This is a genomic window from Bifidobacterium platyrrhinorum, assembly GCF_010667645.1.
Taxonomy (GTDB): Bacteria; Actinomycetota; Actinomycetes; order Actinomycetales; family Bifidobacteriaceae; genus Bifidobacterium; species Bifidobacterium platyrrhinorum.
This window is the reverse complement of record NZ_WHZV01000006.1, coordinates 55,432-72,301: the sequence shown is the minus strand read 5'-3', so window position 1 is coordinate 72,301 and position 16,870 is coordinate 55,432. Positions and strand designations below refer to the sequence as shown.

Below are 16,870 nucleotides of genomic sequence, written 5' to 3'. Positions count from 1 at the left end.
CCTGTACCGGCTGATGGCCCGTATAGGCCATCAGCCCACTGGTCGGATGATCCGCTTGGCCGACAGCCGAACGGCCGGCTTGATGATCCGACCCGTTCGGTCAGGCAGGCGGATGGTTATCCGGTCGGACCGTCACAGGACGCCCTGGGCGACCATGGCGTTGGCGACCTTGACGAAGCCGGCGGCGTTTGCGCCGAGCATCAGATCGCCCTCGTGGCCGTACTCCTTGGCGGCCTTCAGGGACTCGGCGACGATCGACTCCATGATGGACTTGAGCTTCGCGTCCACCTCGTCGAACGTCCAGTTCAGACGGTAGCTGTTCTGGCTCATCTCCAGGCCGGAGACGGCCACGCCGCCCGCGTTCGCGGCCTTGGCCGGGCCGTACAGCAGACCGTTCTTCTGGTACACGGCGATGGCCTCCGGCGTGGACGGCATGTTCGCGCCCTCGCACACGACCTTGCAGCCGCCGGCGACCAGCGCCTCGGCCGACTTCTCATCGATCTCGTTCTGCGTGGCGCACGGCAGCGCGATGTCGCACGGCACGGTCCACACGCCCGAGCAGCCCTCGTGGTATTCGGCGCCCGGCACGCGCTCCGCGTACTCCTTGATGCGGCCGCGCTCGACCTCCTTGATCTGCTTGACGACGTCCACCTTGATGCCTTCCGGATCGTAGACGTAGCCGTTGGAATCGGACACGGTGACGACCTTGGCGCCCAGCTGCTCGGCCTTCTCGGTCGCGTAGATCGCGACGTTGCCGGAACCGGAGATCACGACGGTCTTGCCTTCGAACGAATCGCCCTTGAGCACGCGCAGCGCCTCGGCGGTGTAGTAGCACACGCCGTAGCCGGTGGCCTCGGTGCGGGCGAGCGAGCCGCCGAACTCCAGGCCCTTGCCGGTGAGCACGCCGGAGTACTCGTCGCGGATGCGCTTGTACTGGCCGAACAGGTAGCCGATCTCGCGGGCGCCCACGTTGATGTCGCCGGCCGGCACGTCGGTGAACTGGCCGATGTGGCGGCACAGCTCGGTCATGAACGCCTGGCAGAAACGCATGACCTCGGCGTCGGACTTGCCCTTCGGGTCGAAGTCGGAACCGCCCTTGCCGCCGCCCATCGGCAGCGTGGTCAGCGAGTTCTTGAGGATCTGCTCGAAGCCGAGGAACTTGATGACGCCCTCGTTCACGGTCGGGTGGAAGCGCAGACCGCCCTTGTACGGGCCGATCGCGGAGTTGAACTGGACGCGGTAGCCGCGGTTGACCTGCACCTTGCCCTCGTCGTCCGTCCAGGCGACGCGGAACTTGATCACGCGCTCCGGCTCGACGATGCGCTCGAGCACGCCCGCCTTCTCGTATTCCGGATGCTTCTCGACGACCGGCTGCAGGCTTTCGAAGACCTCCTGCACGGCCTGCAGGAACTCCGGCTGGTCGCCGTCGCGCTTCTCGACCTGCGCATAGACGCGCTTGACGTACTCGTTCGTGAGCATAGTGAAACTCCCCTTTGGGTTGGACCATCAATAGACGTTTCCGATTGTAGGTGCGAATCATGGAAACGCTCAAGGGGTGGGGGCGAGATTCACCATCAGGTGGACGGTATGTCCAATGCGGTCGCGGGAGGTCGCGGGGCGGTCGCACCGCGACCACACCAGCGGTCGCGCCGTTGCCGCGGCGCCATCACGTCAGTTCGAGCGATTCGGCGACCTCGTCGACGATGGCGTGCATCGCCTCGCGCGCGCCGTCCGGGTCGCCGCGCCACACCGCCTCGGCGACGGCGTCATGCGCGTCGAGCGCGGCCGGCTTCGGTCGCTGCGGGTACATGTGCAGCTCGACCCGGCCCCTGAGCACGATGCCGATGATGTCCGCCATGCCGGCGAACAGCTCGTTGCCGCTGTTGAGCAGCAGCGACGAGTGGAAGCGCACGTCGAGGTCGTGGAAATCGTCGAGGTCGCCGGTCTCGCCGTGCCTGCGCAGTTCGGCCGCCATCACGGGGAACATCGCCCGCGCCTCCATCGTGGCGTTGCGGGCGGCGGCCGCCGCGGCGGCCGGTTCGACGGCCAGTCGCAGTTCGGTGAGCGTGCGCAGCTGCTCCTTGCGTCGGCTGGACATGAGCTTCCAGCGGATGACCTGCGTGTTGAGCGCCGACCACTCCCCGACCGGCCGCGGCACGAGGCCGACGCGGCGGCGCACGGTCACGGCGCACATCGATTCCAAGTATTTCGCGACCTCGCGCGCCACGGTGCGGGAGGTGGAGAAGCGCTCCTGGATGTCCTCGAGCGTGAGCGGTTCGCCGACGGGCCAGCGCCCGTCGAGGATGTCGACGGCGAGTTCGTCGGTGATGGCCTGGTGCAGCAGTCCGCTGGGCGTATCCGTGATACGGTTGCCGCTCGCGGTCGCGCCTGTCATGGAGGATGCCCCGGCGTTCGTGGCGGGCGTCGCGTCGCCGGTGGCCCCGCTTCCGTTGATGCCGTCGCTCATGGCGTTTCTCCTCGTCCGTCACTGCCTGATATGCGCAGTATACCGGCAAACATCGTCCGTAATACGACAATGGTCCTGCGAATTCTTCTAAAGGTACTACTTTTGATTTGACAAGTATGACTAAGACAGGATATAGTCATACTCAACAAATCAACGAGGTAGTTGACATCGACATCGCAGTTGCAAAGGAGAAACCGATGAGCATTCATGTTGTCGTCATGGGCGTCGCCGGATGCGGCAAGTCCACCGTGGCGGAGGCGATCCGCGACCGTCTGGGCTACACCATGGCCGAGGGCGATGACTTCCACCCGCAGGCCAACATCGACAAGATGAGCGCCGGCCACCCGCTGACCGACGAGGACCGCTGGCCCTGGCTGCGCGTCATCAACACGTGGATGGTCGCCCGCGAGGCGCTCGACCAGAACACCGTCGTCTCCAGCTCCGCCCTGAAGCGCGCCTACCGCGACCTGCTCAGCGAGAACGTGGACGTGTTCTTCGTGCATCTGGCCGGTTCCGAGGAGCTCATCTACAGCCGTCTGTCCGCCCGCAAGGACCACTTCATGCCGCCGTCGCTGCTCGCCAGCCAGTTCGCCGACCTGCAGCCGCTCGAGCCCGACGAGAACGGCGTGGTCGTCCCGGTCGACGGCACCATCGACGAGGTCGTCGAGCAGGCCGTCGCCGCCGTCAAGGCCTACCAAGAATCCAAGGTCCCGGTCGCGGCCTGACCTCCTCCCCGCTCCCCCATCCCGCAACGCAACGCCTGGCGTGCGGCCCCATGGCTCGACCCGGTCCATCGCGGTGAGCCGGACAAACAGACCATCCTTCCAATGACTGCAAGGAACATCCCATGAATCTCATCATCGCGGCCATCGTCGGCATCGCGGCCATCGTGCTGCTCATCGCCGTGGCCAAGGTCCATCCGTTCATCTCCCTCATGGTCGGCTCGTTCGTCATGGCCGTGTGCGCCGGCGTCCCGTTCGACGAATCGTGGAACAGCTTCACCGCCGGCGTCGGCTCGACCGTCTCCAACGTCGGCCTGCTCATCGGCTTCGGCGCGATCGTCGGCACCCTCCTGTTCGCCTCCGGCGGCGCCGACGTGATCGTCGACACGATCATGGCGAAGACGCCATTGCAGATGCTGCCGTGGGCGATGGCGCTCATCGCGTTCATCGTCGGCATCCCGATGTTCTTCGAGGTCGGCGTCGTCATCCTCATCCCGGTGGTCCTGTTCGCCGCGCGCCGCGCCAAGATGCCCGTCGTCCTGCTCGGCATCCCCGCCCTCGCCGGCCTGTCCACGCTGCACGCGTTCGTGCCGCCGCACCCCGGCCCGCTGGTCGCGATCTCCGCGCTCAACGCGAACCTCGGCGTCACCCTCGGCCTCGGCCTGCTCGTCGCCGTGCCGACAGTCATCATCTCCGGCCCGCTCATGGGCCGCATCATGGCCAAGTGGGTGCCGATCCAGGCGCCCGAGCAGGCGGCCGAGAAGGAGGCCGTCAAGGACGAATCCAAGCGCCCCTCCTTCGCCCAGGCGATGACCGTGATCCTCCTGCCCGTCGTGCTCATGCTCGCCGCGTCCGTCGTCGACCTGACCGGCCAGACCGAAACCGCGTGGGGCCGCACGCTCGTCTTCATCGGCACGCCGCTCACCGCCCTGTTCATCACCGCCGTCGTCGCGATGGTCCTGCTCGGCTTCATGCAGGGCCGCACCCGCGAGTTCATCAACGGCGAGGTCGGCAAGTCCTTCGCCTCCGTGGCCGGCATCGTGTTCATCGTGGCCGCCGGCGGCGGATTCAAGCAGACCCTCGTCGACTCCGGCATCGACGACGTGATCGCCAACGGCATCACCGAATCCGCGATGAACCCGCTCATCGCCGGCTGGCTGGTCGCCGTGCTCATCCGCCTTGCCACCGGTTCCGCGACCGTCGCCACCGTGACCGCCTCCGGCATCATGGTGCCGCTCGCGCAGGGCATGAGCCCGACCCACCTGGCGCTGCTCGTGCTCGCCATCGGCGCCGGTTCCGTGTTCTTCTCCCATCTCAACGACGCCGGCTTCTGGCTCGTCAAGGAATACTTCGGCATGACCGTCTCGCAGACCCTGAAGACCTGGTCCCTGATGGAGACCGTGCTCTCCGTCGTCGGCCTCGGCTGCGTCATGCTCCTCTCCCTCGTCCTGTGACGCCCCATCCCACCCAACCCACACCGCTGTGAAAGGAAATCTTGAAATGCAGATCGGAATGATCGGACTCGGCCGCATGGGCGGCAACATGGCCAAGCGTCTCACGGCCGGCGGCCACCAGGTGGTCGGCTACGACATGTCCCCCGACTCGGGCCGCGACGTCGATTCGCTCGAGGCGCTGGTCGCCGCGCTCGACGCCCCGCGCGTCGTATGGGTCATGGTCCCGGCCGGCAAGCCGACCGACGACACCATCACCCGCCTGGGCGAGCTGCTCGAGGCCGGCGACATGATCGTCGACGGCGGCAACACCCGCTACGTGGACGACGCCCGCCATGCCGAGGAGCTCGGGCGCCTGGGCATCCGCTTCATGGACTGCGGCGTGTCCGGCGGCGTGTGGGGCATCGACCGCGGCTACGCGCTCATGGTCGGCGGCTCGAAGGAGGACTTCGAGTTCATGCGCCCGATCTACGAGACCCTGAAGCCGAACGACGACCACGGTCTCGTGCTCGCCGGCCCGGTCGGCGGCGGACACTTCGCCAAGATGGTGCACAACGGCATCGAATACGGCATGATGCAGGCGTTCGGCGAGGGCTTCGCCACGATGGTCCGCTCCGATCTCATCGACGATCCGGCCGCCGTGATGACCTCGTGGAAGTCCGGTTCCGTCGTCGGATCCTGGCTGCTCGACCTGCTCGCCAACGCGTTCAAGGACGATCCGACGCTCGAATCGATGCCGCCGGTCGCCAACGAGTCCGGCGAGGCCAAGTGGATGATCGAGGCGGCGCTCGAACTCGGCGTGCCCACCCCGGCCACCGCGGCCGCGCTGTACGCCCGCCAGACCTCGCGCGGCGGCGGCGACGACACGCTGCGCGTCGTCTCCACGATGCGCGCCCAGTTCGGCGGCCACGTGACCAAGGCCTAAGCCGTACCGGCGTCGGGTTGTCTCCAGGCTCCAGGCTTCAGGTCGATCGCCGGGGAACGCCCAGCGCCGGCATGATACAAGCCCGGAATACGGCATGGACCGTATTCCGGGCTTCTTCGTATGGGTGCCTATAAAGCGGTGATGCACCTAGGCATCACGCCGCGCGGGCGATGGCCTGCTCATAGTCCTTGGTGCCCTTGAACACCTCGTGCGTCCACGGGTTGACGCCCTGCCTCTTCGCGCGCACGAGGATGTAGCCGAGCGCGAGCACGTTGGCGACGAGCGCGATGAGCGAGACCGTGAGGTTCACGTTCGGGTTGTTCACCGACTGGGTGGAGAACACCGAGTAGTCCTGGAACATCGGGAACACCTGCGCGAACATGCACCAGATGGCGAGCGTGTTGGCGCGGTTCTGGATCCATCCGCCCTTGTTCCAGATCGCGTTGGCGACGGTCGGGGCGAGCAGCAGCGCGAGGCCGCAGTACCAGGAGTGGGTGGGCAGGCAGTTGTACGTGTAGCAGAAGTTCCACAGGTCGTAGGCGACGATGAACACCCACGTCATGTCCGGCCAGAGCATGTCCTGCTTCTTCTTGGACACGTAGATGCCGAACCAGCCGGTCATGCAGGCGATGTTGAGGATGCCGGCCACGCCGTTGAACACGTTGTGCCAGCCGCCCATGAGCGTCACGCCTTCGGTGGACACCCACGTGGTGCCCCACGCGCGGATGGCGGATTCGAAGTCGGAGACGACGGCGATGAGGATGTTGATGGCGACGATCACGAACGGGAAGCACTTGAACCATTCGGATTTGCCGATGCTGCCCCACTTGTATTTGAGCGCCATGAAGCCGATGCAGCCGGCGGTGGCGGCGTACAGCTTCGCGTAGTGGAACCAGCTGGTCATGTGCACGTAGGTGGGGTTGTTGAGCGCCCAGTCGGCGCCCATCGCGGCGGCCGTGTAGATGGTCACGAAGTACACGGTGAGGATCGCCGGCACGACGAGGAAGGCGATCACGCCGCCGGTTTTCGTGCGTCGTGCGAGTTCGTTCGCGCCGATGAGGCAGCAGAAGACGAGGATCCATCCGATCCACTGGTAGACGGCGTTGTCGCCATAGACCTGAAACAGCATGACTGTCCTTTCCTTGCATGGCGTCGCGTGCGGCGGGCGGTCCTCCGTTGGTCCGCGCGGTGTCATGCGACGCCATTTTTTGACATGATGTCAATTTCTCTCGTGCCCTATTGTAGGACTGAAATTGACGCTGTGTCAAAACAGTGGGTGTTCTGCCGCCTCGAACACCCGTTATCGGCTTTTTGCAGCGTCAAATACCCGGATTCGGGGCCTTGGATCATTCATTTGACGCTGTAGATCGGGAATAACGGGTGTTTTGCACCCTGAATCCGCGCCGGCCTTGTCCGGCATCATTGCGAGACGACGAAGGCCCGCGGAATCAATCGGGATTCCGCGGGCCTTCGCCTGTAGGGGTGGAGCATGCCGGGTTCTGATGATTTGTTGCAATGACGCGGCTTTTCGGCGTATCAGAATACAAAACGACCCTATGAACGTCTGATTTTGCGCGTAGCGTTGGCCCGCGAGGCCGTCGTTTTTGAATTTGTGTGATGTATCTCACATTTCCGAAATCCGTCCGTCGAAGGGCGGATTTTGGCGTTTTCCTCGTTGTACCGGGGTTTTCGGAATACGCCTCTCTCCGATATTCCCCAAGTGTCATACGGGAAACGCCCGTAGGCGTACACAGAACAGAAAGGTGTCTACCATGGCAAGCTTCTCTCGCCTGACCTCCTCCGCTACCGAGGTCGCTACTGCTCTCCGTTTCATCGCCCTTGCGTCCTGCGCTGATGCGCCCGTCCAGATGGATGGCGACAAGCCCAAGCTGTACGAGGGCAAGGAGGTTCATCAGCTCGGCAACCTCGCCGTGAAGGCGCTTCAGAAGGATGGCTCGTGGGCCGTCGTTCAGAACGTGTCCGTCAAGTCCTTCAGCGTGAGGGATTGGCCGCAGTTGGTCGAACTCAAGCCCACGGGGCGTGTCATTCTCACGCCCTACGTCAATCGCTCGAATCGGCTCGCGTGGTCGGTGATCGTCGAGGATCTCGCTCCTGTGGATGCGAACCCCGGCAAGTGACGGAATCCGATTTGAGGGGGGGCGGTCTTGATTGGTGGTCGGCTGGCCCCCTCCCCGTTGGAAGGAGCTGATGATGGCTATTCCCGATGGCGTTGTGCCTCTGGCTGAGGCCCTGCAAGGCACGGGCATGGATCTGCCCGAGTACACCCGGCTGTGGGCCTATTTCGGCAACAAGCCCGTTGCCGTGGAAGGTTTGTGGGGGCCTGCTGGGCTTCGCCCCCTCGATGCCTGCATTGCCGATGGCGTGCTTTTCGACCCCGTGGCGATCGCCTTCAACGTCGGTCTGATGCGCCGTGGCATGACCGAGATCCGCCGCATGCAGGAGCAGATGCTGACCGATGGCGAAACCCGCGATTCACTCGCCGAGCAGATCGAGCGTGAATGGCGGCAGGAGAAACGCGAGGAAATCCGCGAGATGCGATGGGAGGCTTCCCGATGATACTCGCGTTCCTCGCATTGGATGTGACGTTTCAGCTGGGCCTGACGGTTTGGCTGATGCTTTGGATGGACGGAAGGAGACTCCGCTATGAGCGGAAGGAAACGGGCCGTGAAGGCTTGGCTGGAGCCGGGGGTGTATTCGGCTTTGCGGATGTGGGCGGCGGCGACGCCGGGCATGACCATCTCGAAGATGGTGGATCTAGCGATACGCCGGGAACTGGCCCGGTTGCAGGCCCAGCAGAAACCGCTGGACGTGACGAACTCCGACAAGCTGGAGGACTGGACGGAGGAGGAGATGGATCCGCGCGTGCGGGCCGTATCGAGGTCTCTCAGGACGGCTACCAGCGATGGAAACGGGAACGCGCCGAGGCGCGGGCTGCGCAAGACGGGAAGACGGCCCGATGATGCATGAACTGCTGGAATGGGCCACGTCCACGAGCGCGCCGGTATGGAGCGTGGCCGTCGCCCTTTTTGTGGGTATCTTCGCCCGCGAACTGACCGAAGCTTGGAACCACGATCGCGAACGGGAACGAGCAATGAGGGGAGGTGAGAACGATGATGCGACTGATTGACGGGGAACCATACATCTCACAATCCGACATGGCCGCGTTGGGGGAATGCTCCGACTCGACCGTGGCCTACCTGACCTCGCGCGGGGTCTTCCGCGAGTCGGTGAAACGAGCCTCGGGCCGGTATTGGTATCGGCTCGCGGACGCGCTCTCGTGGCGTGCGTCCTACCGGCAGGGGCGGTAGCGAAGAAGTTCCCCGGCTGGCCCCCGCGCTCGCGCGGGGGTCAAGCCCCCGAAGGGGGGCGCAGACGGGAGGCCGCGAATGCGGCCGAGCGCCAGTACTATAGGGGAACTTCTGTGACAAAACCTCAAAACCGTTGGAAACATTGGCCTCGCGGGCCATTCCAACTTCTGTGACAAAACAGTTCCACCTCTGTGACAAATCCACTTCTGTGACAAAAACGCCCCGTGAAGCGGCAACTCCACGGGGCGGGAAGGAAAACGACATGACGGACATATCCACCGACACCGGGAAGACTATCTCGTTCGTCCGCAAGATCCGCTACCCGGACAAGGAAAAGGTGCGCAAGCTGAACAACATTGCCGCGCATCCCCGTTCGAGATGCTGGATGGTCACCATCCCCGCGAAGTACGTGAATCGTGACCCGACGATACTGACCGACGTCGCGAAACGCCCCGGATGGTCATACATAGGCCAGATGGAGGAGGGCACCGGCAAGCGCTTCGAAGAGAACGAGGGGAACCGTCCGAAAGCGCCGGAGGGAACCGTGGATCCGGAAGGGAACCCCGTCCAATGGCTGTACGGAACCGATGGGTTGTACCAGGGGCTTCAGCACTATCATTTTTGCTTCTATACGCCTCAGATGCGCATGGGGTCTTTCGCGAAGCTGTTTCCCACGCAGGCCCATATCGACAACGTGCAACGCGGGAAGGAGGCCGTCGCCCGGTACTGCTCGAAACTCGACACCCGTATCGCAGGTCCTTGGCAAAGCGAGGGATTCTCGTTCGACGGCCAAGGCAAGCGCACGGATCTGACCGACAGGCAGGCCGCCCGGCAAACCGCATTCGACGGCACGAACCCCTTGACGCTGATCGCCCAGAATGTGGATCTCGCCCCCTACGCAAAGGAGCTGAAAGACGCATACGCCGCCGGGCAATACGAGCGCTCCAACAGCTACCGGGACGTGCAGATGCTGTATCTCATCGGAGACGGGCGCGTGGGCAAAAGCCTCTACGCGAAGGCATACGCCAAGCGTCGCAAGCTGCCGTTCTACATCGTGCCGAATCGCGGGCCGGATGGGACATGGCATCCATGGGATATGTACGACCAGCAGCGCACGCTGATCTGGAACGAATTCAACCGCGACAAAAAACCCGGCATGTCCCAGCTCCTCGAGTTCTGGGAGGGGGAGCCGCAAACCCAGCTCACGGCGAGGTACGCGAACGGTTTCGCCTTCTTCGACCGCATCGTGTTCACGTCGAACGTCGGGATACGCGATTGCTACGACGAGTCGGATCTGAAAAACCGCTCGGCATCGGTACTGGGGCGCATCACCACAGTTCGCGTCACGCTGGACGACGATCTGGACACCGTGCGCTTTGAAAAGATCGATGGGCCGACGTGGTGGGATGGATTGCCCGAGACGGAAAGCATCATCGGCATGATGGAGGAAGTCGGCATGACCGATGAGATGATACGCCACCACATCATCGAACGTCAGGAAGCCCTTGACGGGCGTCAGGAAACGATGGAGCAGGACGGGGAATGGGAGAACTCCCTGATGGAGGATCTGAAGGACTTCTGAAACCCCGTGGTACGGGCCGTAGCGGTACGCCGTGCGAAAGTGCCCGCCGCCCGGTGCCTCGGTGCCGGGATGTGACAGGCCGGTGGTGTGACGCGCCGTCCGGTGCCCCGACGCGGAGCCGCCGCTTGCAAGGCGTAGCGCTCGGGAACGTGCCGGACGCGCGTTGCCCCCGGCCCGGTGCCCCGACGTGCCGACGTGACGGAGCGGCGCGGTGCGGGGTTGCGTCGCGTACCGCGCTCGTACCACGACGGGATCAGACCGAAAAGGCCCCGGCCAGACTCTCAACGGCCTCGCTCTTCATCCCGAGGGTCTGGACGGTGTAGTACGCCGTCATCACGTTCGAGGAGTGGCCGAGGATCTTCTGGGCGGTCTCGATGGGGACGCCGCTCTGAGCCATCGCCGTGGCGCACAGGTTTCGGGACGTGTGCGGGTTCCAGCTCTTCCGCCAAGCCTTGCGCTCCTCCTCGCTGCTGAACCGGAGCACGGGCTTGTCGTTGTTCATCTGATGGGGCAGTTGGTTGATGTACGCCTCCAGCAGCTCGTACCAAAGCTGGCGGTGCTTCGACGGACGCAGCACATGACCCTTCGCGTCCAGCCACACGCAATCCCTCTCCCAGACGTACTCGCCGTGCCGATGACCGTTGCGGTGCATCTCCTGATCCAGCTGGAGGCCCAGCAGGGCCTTCCGCCACCGTTCGGGCAGGGGTATCGTCCGATGACCGGCGTCGCTCTTCGCGCCCGGCCTCAGGTACCAGCCGCTCAGCCCGCTTGTCTTCGGGTCGTGACGCTCCAGCACCTGACGGATCTCCACGGTGGCCGGCTGGCCTTTCCTCGCCCGCAGGTTCGTGAAGCACGACCATTCCAATCCCAGCAGCTCGGCGCTGCGCAGACCCAGCATCATCATCAGCACGCGCGGGTAGTCGTCGTGGTACGGGCACTCCGGCCTTTCCAGCCAGTCCAGCAGACCGCCGACCAGCTCCAGATGCGCGTCCGCAGTCCTCTCCACCAGCTCCCTGCGCTCCGGAACGTACTTGGGCTTCTTGACCAACGCCATCGGGCTGTGCCCCAGCACCTTCGTATCGACGGCGTAGGTGAAGATCGCCGTCAGCTCCTTGTGTATCGCGACCCTCACGCTCGGATACGGGCAAGCCTCGATGACCCGCACCGCGTCCGCGTCAGTGACGTCGCCGACACGCTTCTTGCCCATCGCTGGCAGGATCCAGTGATTGAACGTCTCCTTCTTCTTGCGCTTCGAATGCTCCCGGATCTCCGCCTCCGAATAGTGGCCGAGGTACCGCGCCGTGAACTCGTCCATCGTCGGGGTCTGCGGCCGCTCCAATCCCCGGCTGACCAGCCGGGACAGATTCTCGGCCCTCCGCTCCATGGCCTTCACGGGCGTGTCCCCATACCCGCGGATCTTCCTCTGCTTCCCGTCCACCGTCAGCGTCATCGCCGCGCACCACACGTCCTTGCCGTTGTTCTTCGTCTGGTAGACGGTGCCCAGACCCTTCATGCCACGTTGCTTTGCCATGCCTCAAATCGTAGCAGAAAACGACCCTACCAACGACCCTATGAACAGCAAAAAAGAAACCCCGGAACCTTGCGATTCCGGGGTTTCTTGTTGTGTTGTGGAGCATACCGGGTTCGAACCGGTGACCCTCTGCTTGCAAAGCAGATGCGCTACCAGCTGCGCCAATGCCCCGAATCATCGGAGATGATGCTATTTGGTTCTGGATAGAAAAATAGCGGCTCAAACATGGCCGCCAGATTTTTCCGTGGGCCCGGGAGGACTTGAACCTCCGACCTCATCCTTATCAGGGATGCGCTCTAACCACCTGAGCTACGGGCCCGATCCATCGCGCTTCAAAAGCGCAACGAGTAGATATAATACATGCGAATCGCGACCTGTCAAAGAAGAGAGCCCATCGGCGTGTCGCGTTGTCTGGCGCCGCGGCACAATGACGGGTATGCCCTATCGTCGTTCGCCGTCGCCCCGCGCCAATCCCGTGAACCGGGGTGCGCATGCCGTCGTATCCGCGCGCGTCGTCGAGGTGGACGGCATCGAGGTGAGGGTCGTGCGCAAACGCATCAGGAACATGTATCTGCGCGTCAAACCGCCGCTCGGCGACGTCGAGGTGTCCGCGCCGCCGCGGATGGCGGAGCGCCGCATCGAGGACATGGTGCGCGAACGCCGGGAATGGATCCTCGCGCAACGGCGGCGCATGGCCGAGGCGCGCCATCGCGCCGCGGAGGCCGTGGCGAACGACGCCGGTGCGGCGGGAAACCCGTCGGGCGACGCGAACGTCCCCTCCCCCGACTTCGACCGCACGCGGATCTGGACCGACGAGCGCAAGCGGCGGGCCTCCGACGCGATCGAGGCGGCGCTGCCCGCCCTGCTCGACAAATGGGGGCCGATTGTCGGCCGTCGTCCCACGCACATCACGTTGCGTCTCATGACCTCGCGATGGGGGTCGTGCACGCCGAAGACCGGGCGCATCAGGCTCAACCTCCAACTCGGGCTCATGGAGCCGCGGTTCCTCGAATACGTGCTCGTACACGAGATGACGCACCTGTGGGAACACGGCCACGGGCCGAGGTTCCAGGCGCGCATGGACTCCTACCTGCCGCGATGGCGGGAGCTGCGCCGCGAACTCAACCGTCGCGTGGTGCTCTGATCCCCTCCCGTTCCCTTCCGAGGGTGCCGCCCGCGGCATAATGTCCGGCGTGCCCATACAGTGATATGCGTCGATGCACGCATCGAATCGAGATATGCGCCGGTGGCCGGGTGGTATGGGAGTCGCCGGCGCATCCTCGGCATGAGGGAACACGACATAAGGGGAACATATGCGCAAGGGGAATCCGGGCGGGCGTATCGCCGCCGTCATCGCGGCCGTGCTGGGCATCGGACTGACGCTGTCCGGTTGCGGCACCACAGGCGACACGAACGCGAACACCGTAGAACAGACCGACGGCAAGCAGGTGGTCGTCGTCAACGACGTGGAACCGGCGAGCGGACTCGTCCCGTCGGACACGAACGACCTCGCCGGCTGGAAGGTCGTGACGCAGCTGTTCGAGGGCCTCGTCACGTTCAGCGACACCGGCAAGCTCATCTACGCGGACGCCGAATCGATCACGCCGAACGACGACGCCTCGCAGTACACGATCAAGCTGCGTGACGGACTGGAATTCTCCGACGGCGAGAAGATCACCGCCGAAACGTATGCGAAGTCGTGGTCGTTCGCCGCGAACGCCGCCAACGGCCAGATGGGCGCCGCGATCTTCTCCACCATCAAGGGCTACGACGAACTGCAGGACGAGCACGGCGACCGGAACGCGCAGCTGTCCGGCCTGAAGGTCGTCGACGACCGGACCCTGCAGGTCACGCTCGCCGCGCCCGACTCGTCGTTCGACTACAAGGTGGGCGACGTGGCGTTCCTGCCGCTGCCTTCCAGCGCGTACAAGGACATCAAGGCGTTCGGCGAGAAGCCGGTCGGCAACGGACCGTACCGGTTCGAGTCGTGGAGGCACGACGGCGAGATCAGGCTCACGCCGAACCCGAAGTACACCGGCCCGCGCAAGGCGCAGAACGGCGGCGTGACGTTCAAGCTGTACACGAACCTCGAATCCGCGTACGCCGACCTCACCGCCGGCAACCTCGACGTGCTCGACACGATCCCGTCCAGCGCGCTCGCCACGTACAGGAACGAAAGCTCGATCCAGTCGTTCTCCAAGGCCGGCCCCGGATTCAAGGCGTTCACGATCCCCTCGAACCTCAAGCACTTCACCGGCGAGGAGGGCCGTCTGCGCCGCGCCGCGATCTCGTACGCGGTGAACCGCGACCGCATCGTCGACAAGGTGCTGCGCGGCACCGCCACCGTCGCCACCGACTTCACCGCACCCGCCATCGCCGGTTACTCGAAGTCGCTCGCCGGTTCCGACGTGCTCTCCTACGACGCCGCGAAGGCGAAGGAGCTGTGGGCGAAGGCCGACGCGATCTCACCGTGGGACGGCACCTTCCGCCTCGCCTACGCCGCCGATTCCGGCTCGAAGCAGTGGGTGGACGCGATCGTCAACTCGATCAGGAACGCGATCGGCATCGATGCGAAATCGTATCCGTTCCCCACGCAGAAGGACTTCTCCGGCGCCGTGCGCGACCGCACCATCGACGCCGCGTTCACGCAGGGACTGCAATCCGACTACCCGCATCCCGAGGGCTATCTGGTGCAGGCGTACGACTCCTCCTTCGCCGACGGCAAGGGGCTCAACAACGGCGACTACAAGAGCTCCGGGTTCGACGCGCTGATCGACGAGGCCGCGAGGCAGACCACGCTCGACGGCTCGGTGAAGTACTACCATCAGGCCGAGGAGCAGCTGCTCAAGGACCTGCCGGTGATCCCGCTGTGGTACGGCAACGTCTCCGCGGGCGCGTCCAAGGGCGTCGAGAACGTGAAGTTCAACTACATGGGCCTGCCCGAGTACCAGAACCTGGTGAAGGAGTAGGACCGCGGCCGGGGTTCGTCCCCTGTGCCTTTCGCGCCATCCGTGCCATGGAACCCGTCCTCCTTGTGGGGGCGGGTTCCGTCGTTTTGCGGGTGGGTGCGCGATTCGTCGCTGCACACAACCGCGATTCGGCTGGTTTTGTTGTTGTGTGCAGCGAGCCTCCGCGTGGTGGTGATGTGATGAAATGGTGAATCGGCCATTTTCCAACGTTGCTGTGACGAGGGTCTTCGCCACTCACCGCATATCAATCGATTGACATGCGTCGAGGGGCAAATCGGGATCTCCCCCAACCCGAAAACCCGCCGACTTCGTATTGAGGGATACGGTTCCGGGGAATGATGGGGTGGCGCGGCGTGGCGTCGGCGTTCGGGAAGTGGATCTTGTTGAGCTGCAAGGATGCGGTTCCGGGGGGTGCCGGCGGTATGAGTCGCGGTGCGGGCCTCGTTGAGGCATGGGGGCGGCGCGGTGCCGGACTCAACGGGCCTGATCAGGTGGTCGCGGCATTGGGGTGTCCCGCAAACTGTGGTCTAGCGTGTCGTCTCGTCTGCGTCGGTTGCGCCGTCGCCGGTCACGCCGGCCTCGTCTCCCGTGGAGAGGGCGAACCGCACCCGATTGTCGGGTCGGATCGCTCCGGATTCGATGGTTTTTCGGGAGGACGCGGTTTTCCGTGTCGGGGAATCGTGGGCGGTGTTGCAACGGTGACGTCATGCGGATCAAGCGTCCGTTGTTACGGAGATGAGCCCATTGCTCCGTAACAACGGACGCTTACGTATGCTCAGCGGCGGACATTACGGAGCATAGGGTGGATTTCCGTAATTTCCGCCGCTGGGAACGAATAAGCGGCGGAAAATACGGAGCAATGGGATGTTCTCCGTAGAATCCGCCGCTCGTGGCCGTGTCGCCTCACGCGAGGTGGGAGCGCATGAACCACTGGAACTTCTCGAGTTCCTGGACGTGGTCCTGGATGATGTTGGAGCTGATCACGTCGAGTTCGTCCAGCTCGGCGATGGCCTTGCGGTCGTCGGCGATGAACGCGTCGTAGTACTCGATGAGCGCCTGCAGGTAGGCTTCGGTGCCGGCGCGGCCCTCGAGGTCGAACGGCTTCCACGTGCGGTTGCGGGTAATCGCGTCGGCGCGGCCGTCCGGGGTGCCGCCCAGCGTGGCGATGCGCTCGGCGGTCTCGTCCGCCTGCGCGAGCACGACCTCGACCTGCGGGTCGAGCATCTCGTGCACGGCGATGAAGTTCGGGCCGGTCACGTTCCAGTGCGCGTGCTTGAGGACGAGCGCGGCCTCCTGCTCCTGGCTGAGACGGTTCTGCAGAATGGCGATGGCCTTCTCCGAGGTCGCTTCGTCGAGGCCCGGGACGATGAATGCAAGGGTCATTGGTGTTCCTTCCTGTCCTTGTGGGAATCTCCCGTAAGGAACCTATCCTCCAAGTCTACGTTCCCCGGCTTCGCTCCGGGCCGAGACGGCGGTCCGGGAAAGGTGAGAAGTGTCACACCGTTGATGGCATACCCCTCTCGGACGGATTTATGTCCGGGTGGGGGCCGGTGGAATTCATGTCCGGGTGGGGGCCGGTCCGGGTGGGGGTCCCGACGGATCGTCCGGTCATCCCGGGGTCATCTCGGTGTGATCGTCCGATGAGTCGTCGGGATTCACTCCGCTTGTCGGTCTCTCCGTTGGCTTCTCCATTGGCCTCTCCGACGGATTCGTCGCCGCTGTTTCGATTGCCGTGTCCGTTGGTTCCCTCGATGCCGTTGCCGTCTCGGACGACGACGCCTTGGTGAATGAATGACGACGACGCCTTGGTGGATGAATCGCCCGTCCGTCTCCGGACCGTGGCCTCGGCGTGTCGCCAGTGATGACGCGCCTTATGCCGCTCGATGCAGAAACG

At 64.3% G+C, this 16,870-nt stretch carries 16 protein-coding genes and 2 tRNA genes; 11 read left to right on the top strand and 7 right to left on the bottom strand.

The window, feature by feature from the left end:
• Window positions 1-132: 132 nt before the first annotated feature.
• Together gdhA and GFD21_RS07555 are read right to left on the bottom strand one after the other, a co-directional pair.
• Complete coding sequence (gene gdhA / locus GFD21_RS07560; RefSeq protein WP_163197360.1) at window positions 133-1,479, bottom strand: NADP-specific glutamate dehydrogenase; 1,347 nt, start codon at window positions 1,477-1,479, stop codon at window positions 133-135.
• Window positions 1,480-1,666: 187 nt separating this feature from the next.
• Entirely contained in the window at window positions 1,667-2,395 is a 729-nt protein-coding gene (locus tag GFD21_RS07555; RefSeq protein ID WP_163197427.1) for a FadR/GntR family transcriptional regulator, read from the bottom strand.
• Between the two features lie 269 nt (window positions 2,396-2,664).
• Here GFD21_RS07555 and GFD21_RS07550 point away from each other — a divergent pair, with 269 nt between their 5' ends.
• From GFD21_RS07550 to gnd, 3 genes are all read left to right on the top strand, one after another.
• A complete protein-coding gene (locus tag GFD21_RS07550; RefSeq protein ID WP_163197359.1) occupies window positions 2,665-3,192 on the top strand; it encodes a gluconokinase in 528 nt (175 codons plus the stop codon).
• A 122-nt stretch (window positions 3,193-3,314) separates the two neighbouring features.
• Complete coding sequence (locus tag GFD21_RS07545; protein ID WP_163197358.1) at window positions 3,315-4,643, top strand: GntP family permease; 1,329 nt, start codon at window positions 3,315-3,317, stop codon at window positions 4,641-4,643.
• Window positions 4,644-4,689: 46 nt separating this feature from the next.
• On the top strand, window positions 4,690-5,565 hold the full coding sequence (gnd, locus tag GFD21_RS07540) for a phosphogluconate dehydrogenase (NAD(+)-dependent, decarboxylating) (RefSeq protein WP_163197357.1): 876 nt from the start codon (window positions 4,690-4,692) through the stop codon (window positions 5,563-5,565).
• A 154-nt stretch (window positions 5,566-5,719) separates the two neighbouring features.
• On the opposite strand, the gene GFD21_RS07535 is transcribed toward gnd, so the two are convergent.
• Entirely contained in the window at window positions 5,720-6,694 is a 975-nt protein-coding gene (locus GFD21_RS07535) for a DUF5692 family protein (RefSeq protein ID WP_163197356.1), read from the bottom strand.
• A 643-nt stretch (window positions 6,695-7,337) separates the two neighbouring features.
• On the opposite strand from GFD21_RS07535, the gene GFD21_RS07530 reads away from it, so the two are divergent.
• From GFD21_RS07530 to GFD21_RS07505, 6 genes are all read left to right on the top strand, one after another.
• Window positions 7,338-7,703 (top strand): hypothetical protein, encoded by a 366-nt coding sequence (locus tag GFD21_RS07530; protein ID WP_152358727.1) that lies wholly within the window; start codon window positions 7,338-7,340, stop codon window positions 7,701-7,703.
• 70 nt (window positions 7,704-7,773) lie between these two features.
• Window positions 7,774-8,142, top strand: a complete 369-nt coding sequence (locus GFD21_RS07525; RefSeq protein WP_163197355.1) for a hypothetical protein — start codon at window positions 7,774-7,776, stop codon at window positions 8,140-8,142.
• 87 nt (window positions 8,143-8,229) lie between these two features.
• Complete coding sequence (locus GFD21_RS07520) at window positions 8,230-8,553, top strand: hypothetical protein (protein ID WP_152358725.1); 324 nt, start codon at window positions 8,230-8,232, stop codon at window positions 8,551-8,553.
• The gene (locus GFD21_RS07515; RefSeq protein WP_163146924.1) at window positions 8,543-8,713 is read left to right on the top strand and encodes a hypothetical protein; all 171 of its coding nucleotides are present in this window, start codon (window positions 8,543-8,545) and stop codon (window positions 8,711-8,713) included. Before GFD21_RS07520 ends, GFD21_RS07515 begins: the two co-directional genes overlap by 11 nt.
• A complete protein-coding gene (locus tag GFD21_RS07510; RefSeq protein WP_152358724.1) occupies window positions 8,697-8,894 on the top strand; it encodes a hypothetical protein in 198 nt (65 codons plus the stop codon). Before GFD21_RS07515 ends, GFD21_RS07510 begins: the two co-directional genes overlap by 17 nt.
• A gap of 262 nt (window positions 8,895-9,156) precedes the next feature.
• Window positions 9,157-10,476 carry a P-loop NTPase family protein gene (locus GFD21_RS07505; protein ID WP_152358723.1) on the top strand — a complete coding sequence of 440 codons (1,320 nt, stop codon included), beginning with the start codon at window positions 9,157-9,159 and terminating at the stop codon, window positions 10,474-10,476.
• A gap of 253 nt (window positions 10,477-10,729) precedes the next feature.
• Here GFD21_RS07505 and GFD21_RS07500 read toward each other — a convergent pair whose 3' ends face one another.
• From GFD21_RS07500 to GFD21_RS07490, 3 genes are all read right to left on the bottom strand, one after another.
• Window positions 10,730-12,007 (bottom strand): tyrosine-type recombinase/integrase, encoded by a 1,278-nt coding sequence (locus GFD21_RS07500; RefSeq protein ID WP_152358722.1) that lies wholly within the window; start codon window positions 12,005-12,007, stop codon window positions 10,730-10,732.
• Window positions 12,008-12,105: 98 nt separating this feature from the next.
• Window positions 12,106-12,178, bottom strand: a tRNA-Ala gene (locus tag GFD21_RS07495).
• A gap of 74 nt (window positions 12,179-12,252) precedes the next feature.
• A tRNA-Ile gene (locus tag GFD21_RS07490) sits at window positions 12,253-12,326 on the bottom strand.
• A gap of 117 nt (window positions 12,327-12,443) precedes the next feature.
• Here GFD21_RS07490 and GFD21_RS07485 point away from each other — a divergent pair.
• Both GFD21_RS07485 and GFD21_RS07480 read left to right on the top strand, forming a co-directional pair.
• Window positions 12,444-13,151, top strand: a complete 708-nt coding sequence (locus tag GFD21_RS07485; RefSeq protein WP_163197354.1) for a M48 family metallopeptidase — start codon at window positions 12,444-12,446, stop codon at window positions 13,149-13,151.
• Window positions 13,152-13,320: 169 nt separating this feature from the next.
• The gene (locus GFD21_RS07480; protein WP_163197353.1) at window positions 13,321-14,976 is read left to right on the top strand and encodes a peptide ABC transporter substrate-binding protein; all 1,656 of its coding nucleotides are present in this window, start codon (window positions 13,321-13,323) and stop codon (window positions 14,974-14,976) included.
• A gap of 903 nt (window positions 14,977-15,879) precedes the next feature.
• Here GFD21_RS07480 and GFD21_RS07475 read toward each other — a convergent pair.
• Entirely contained in the window at window positions 15,880-16,359 is a 480-nt protein-coding gene (locus GFD21_RS07475) for a Dps family protein (RefSeq protein ID WP_163197352.1), read from the bottom strand.
• Window positions 16,360-16,870: the final 511 nt, after the last annotated feature.

Coding starts and splice junctions, on each gene's coding strand:
- gdhA (WP_163197360.1), bottom strand. CDS start 1,479: ATGCTCACGAACGAGTACGTCAAGCGCGTCTATGCGCAGGTCGAGAAG.
- GFD21_RS07555 (WP_163197427.1), bottom strand. CDS start 2,395: ATGACAGGCGCGACCGCGAGCGGCAACCGTATCACGGATACGCCCAGC.
- GFD21_RS07550 (WP_163197359.1), top strand. CDS start 2,665: ATGAGCATTCATGTTGTCGTCATGGGCGTCGCCGGATGCGGCAAGTCC.
- GFD21_RS07545 (WP_163197358.1), top strand. CDS start 3,315: ATGAATCTCATCATCGCGGCCATCGTCGGCATCGCGGCCATCGTGCTG.
- gnd (WP_163197357.1), top strand. CDS start 4,690: ATGCAGATCGGAATGATCGGACTCGGCCGCATGGGCGGCAACATGGCC.
- GFD21_RS07535 (WP_163197356.1), bottom strand. CDS start 6,694: ATGCTGTTTCAGGTCTATGGCGACAACGCCGTCTACCAGTGGATCGGA.
- GFD21_RS07530 (WP_152358727.1), top strand. CDS start 7,338: ATGGCAAGCTTCTCTCGCCTGACCTCCTCCGCTACCGAGGTCGCTACT.
- GFD21_RS07525 (WP_163197355.1), top strand. CDS start 7,774: ATGATGGCTATTCCCGATGGCGTTGTGCCTCTGGCTGAGGCCCTGCAA.
- GFD21_RS07520 (WP_152358725.1), top strand. CDS start 8,230: ATGAGCGGAAGGAAACGGGCCGTGAAGGCTTGGCTGGAGCCGGGGGTG.
- GFD21_RS07515 (WP_163146924.1), top strand. CDS start 8,543: ATGATGCATGAACTGCTGGAATGGGCCACGTCCACGAGCGCGCCGGTA.
- GFD21_RS07510 (WP_152358724.1), top strand. CDS start 8,697: ATGATGCGACTGATTGACGGGGAACCATACATCTCACAATCCGACATG.
- GFD21_RS07505 (WP_152358723.1), top strand. CDS start 9,157: ATGACGGACATATCCACCGACACCGGGAAGACTATCTCGTTCGTCCGC.
- GFD21_RS07500 (WP_152358722.1), bottom strand. CDS start 12,007: ATGGCAAAGCAACGTGGCATGAAGGGTCTGGGCACCGTCTACCAGACG.
- GFD21_RS07485 (WP_163197354.1), top strand. CDS start 12,444: ATGCCCTATCGTCGTTCGCCGTCGCCCCGCGCCAATCCCGTGAACCGG.
- GFD21_RS07480 (WP_163197353.1), top strand. CDS start 13,321: ATGCGCAAGGGGAATCCGGGCGGGCGTATCGCCGCCGTCATCGCGGCC.
- GFD21_RS07475 (WP_163197352.1), bottom strand. CDS start 16,359: ATGACCCTTGCATTCATCGTCCCGGGCCTCGACGAAGCGACCTCGGAG.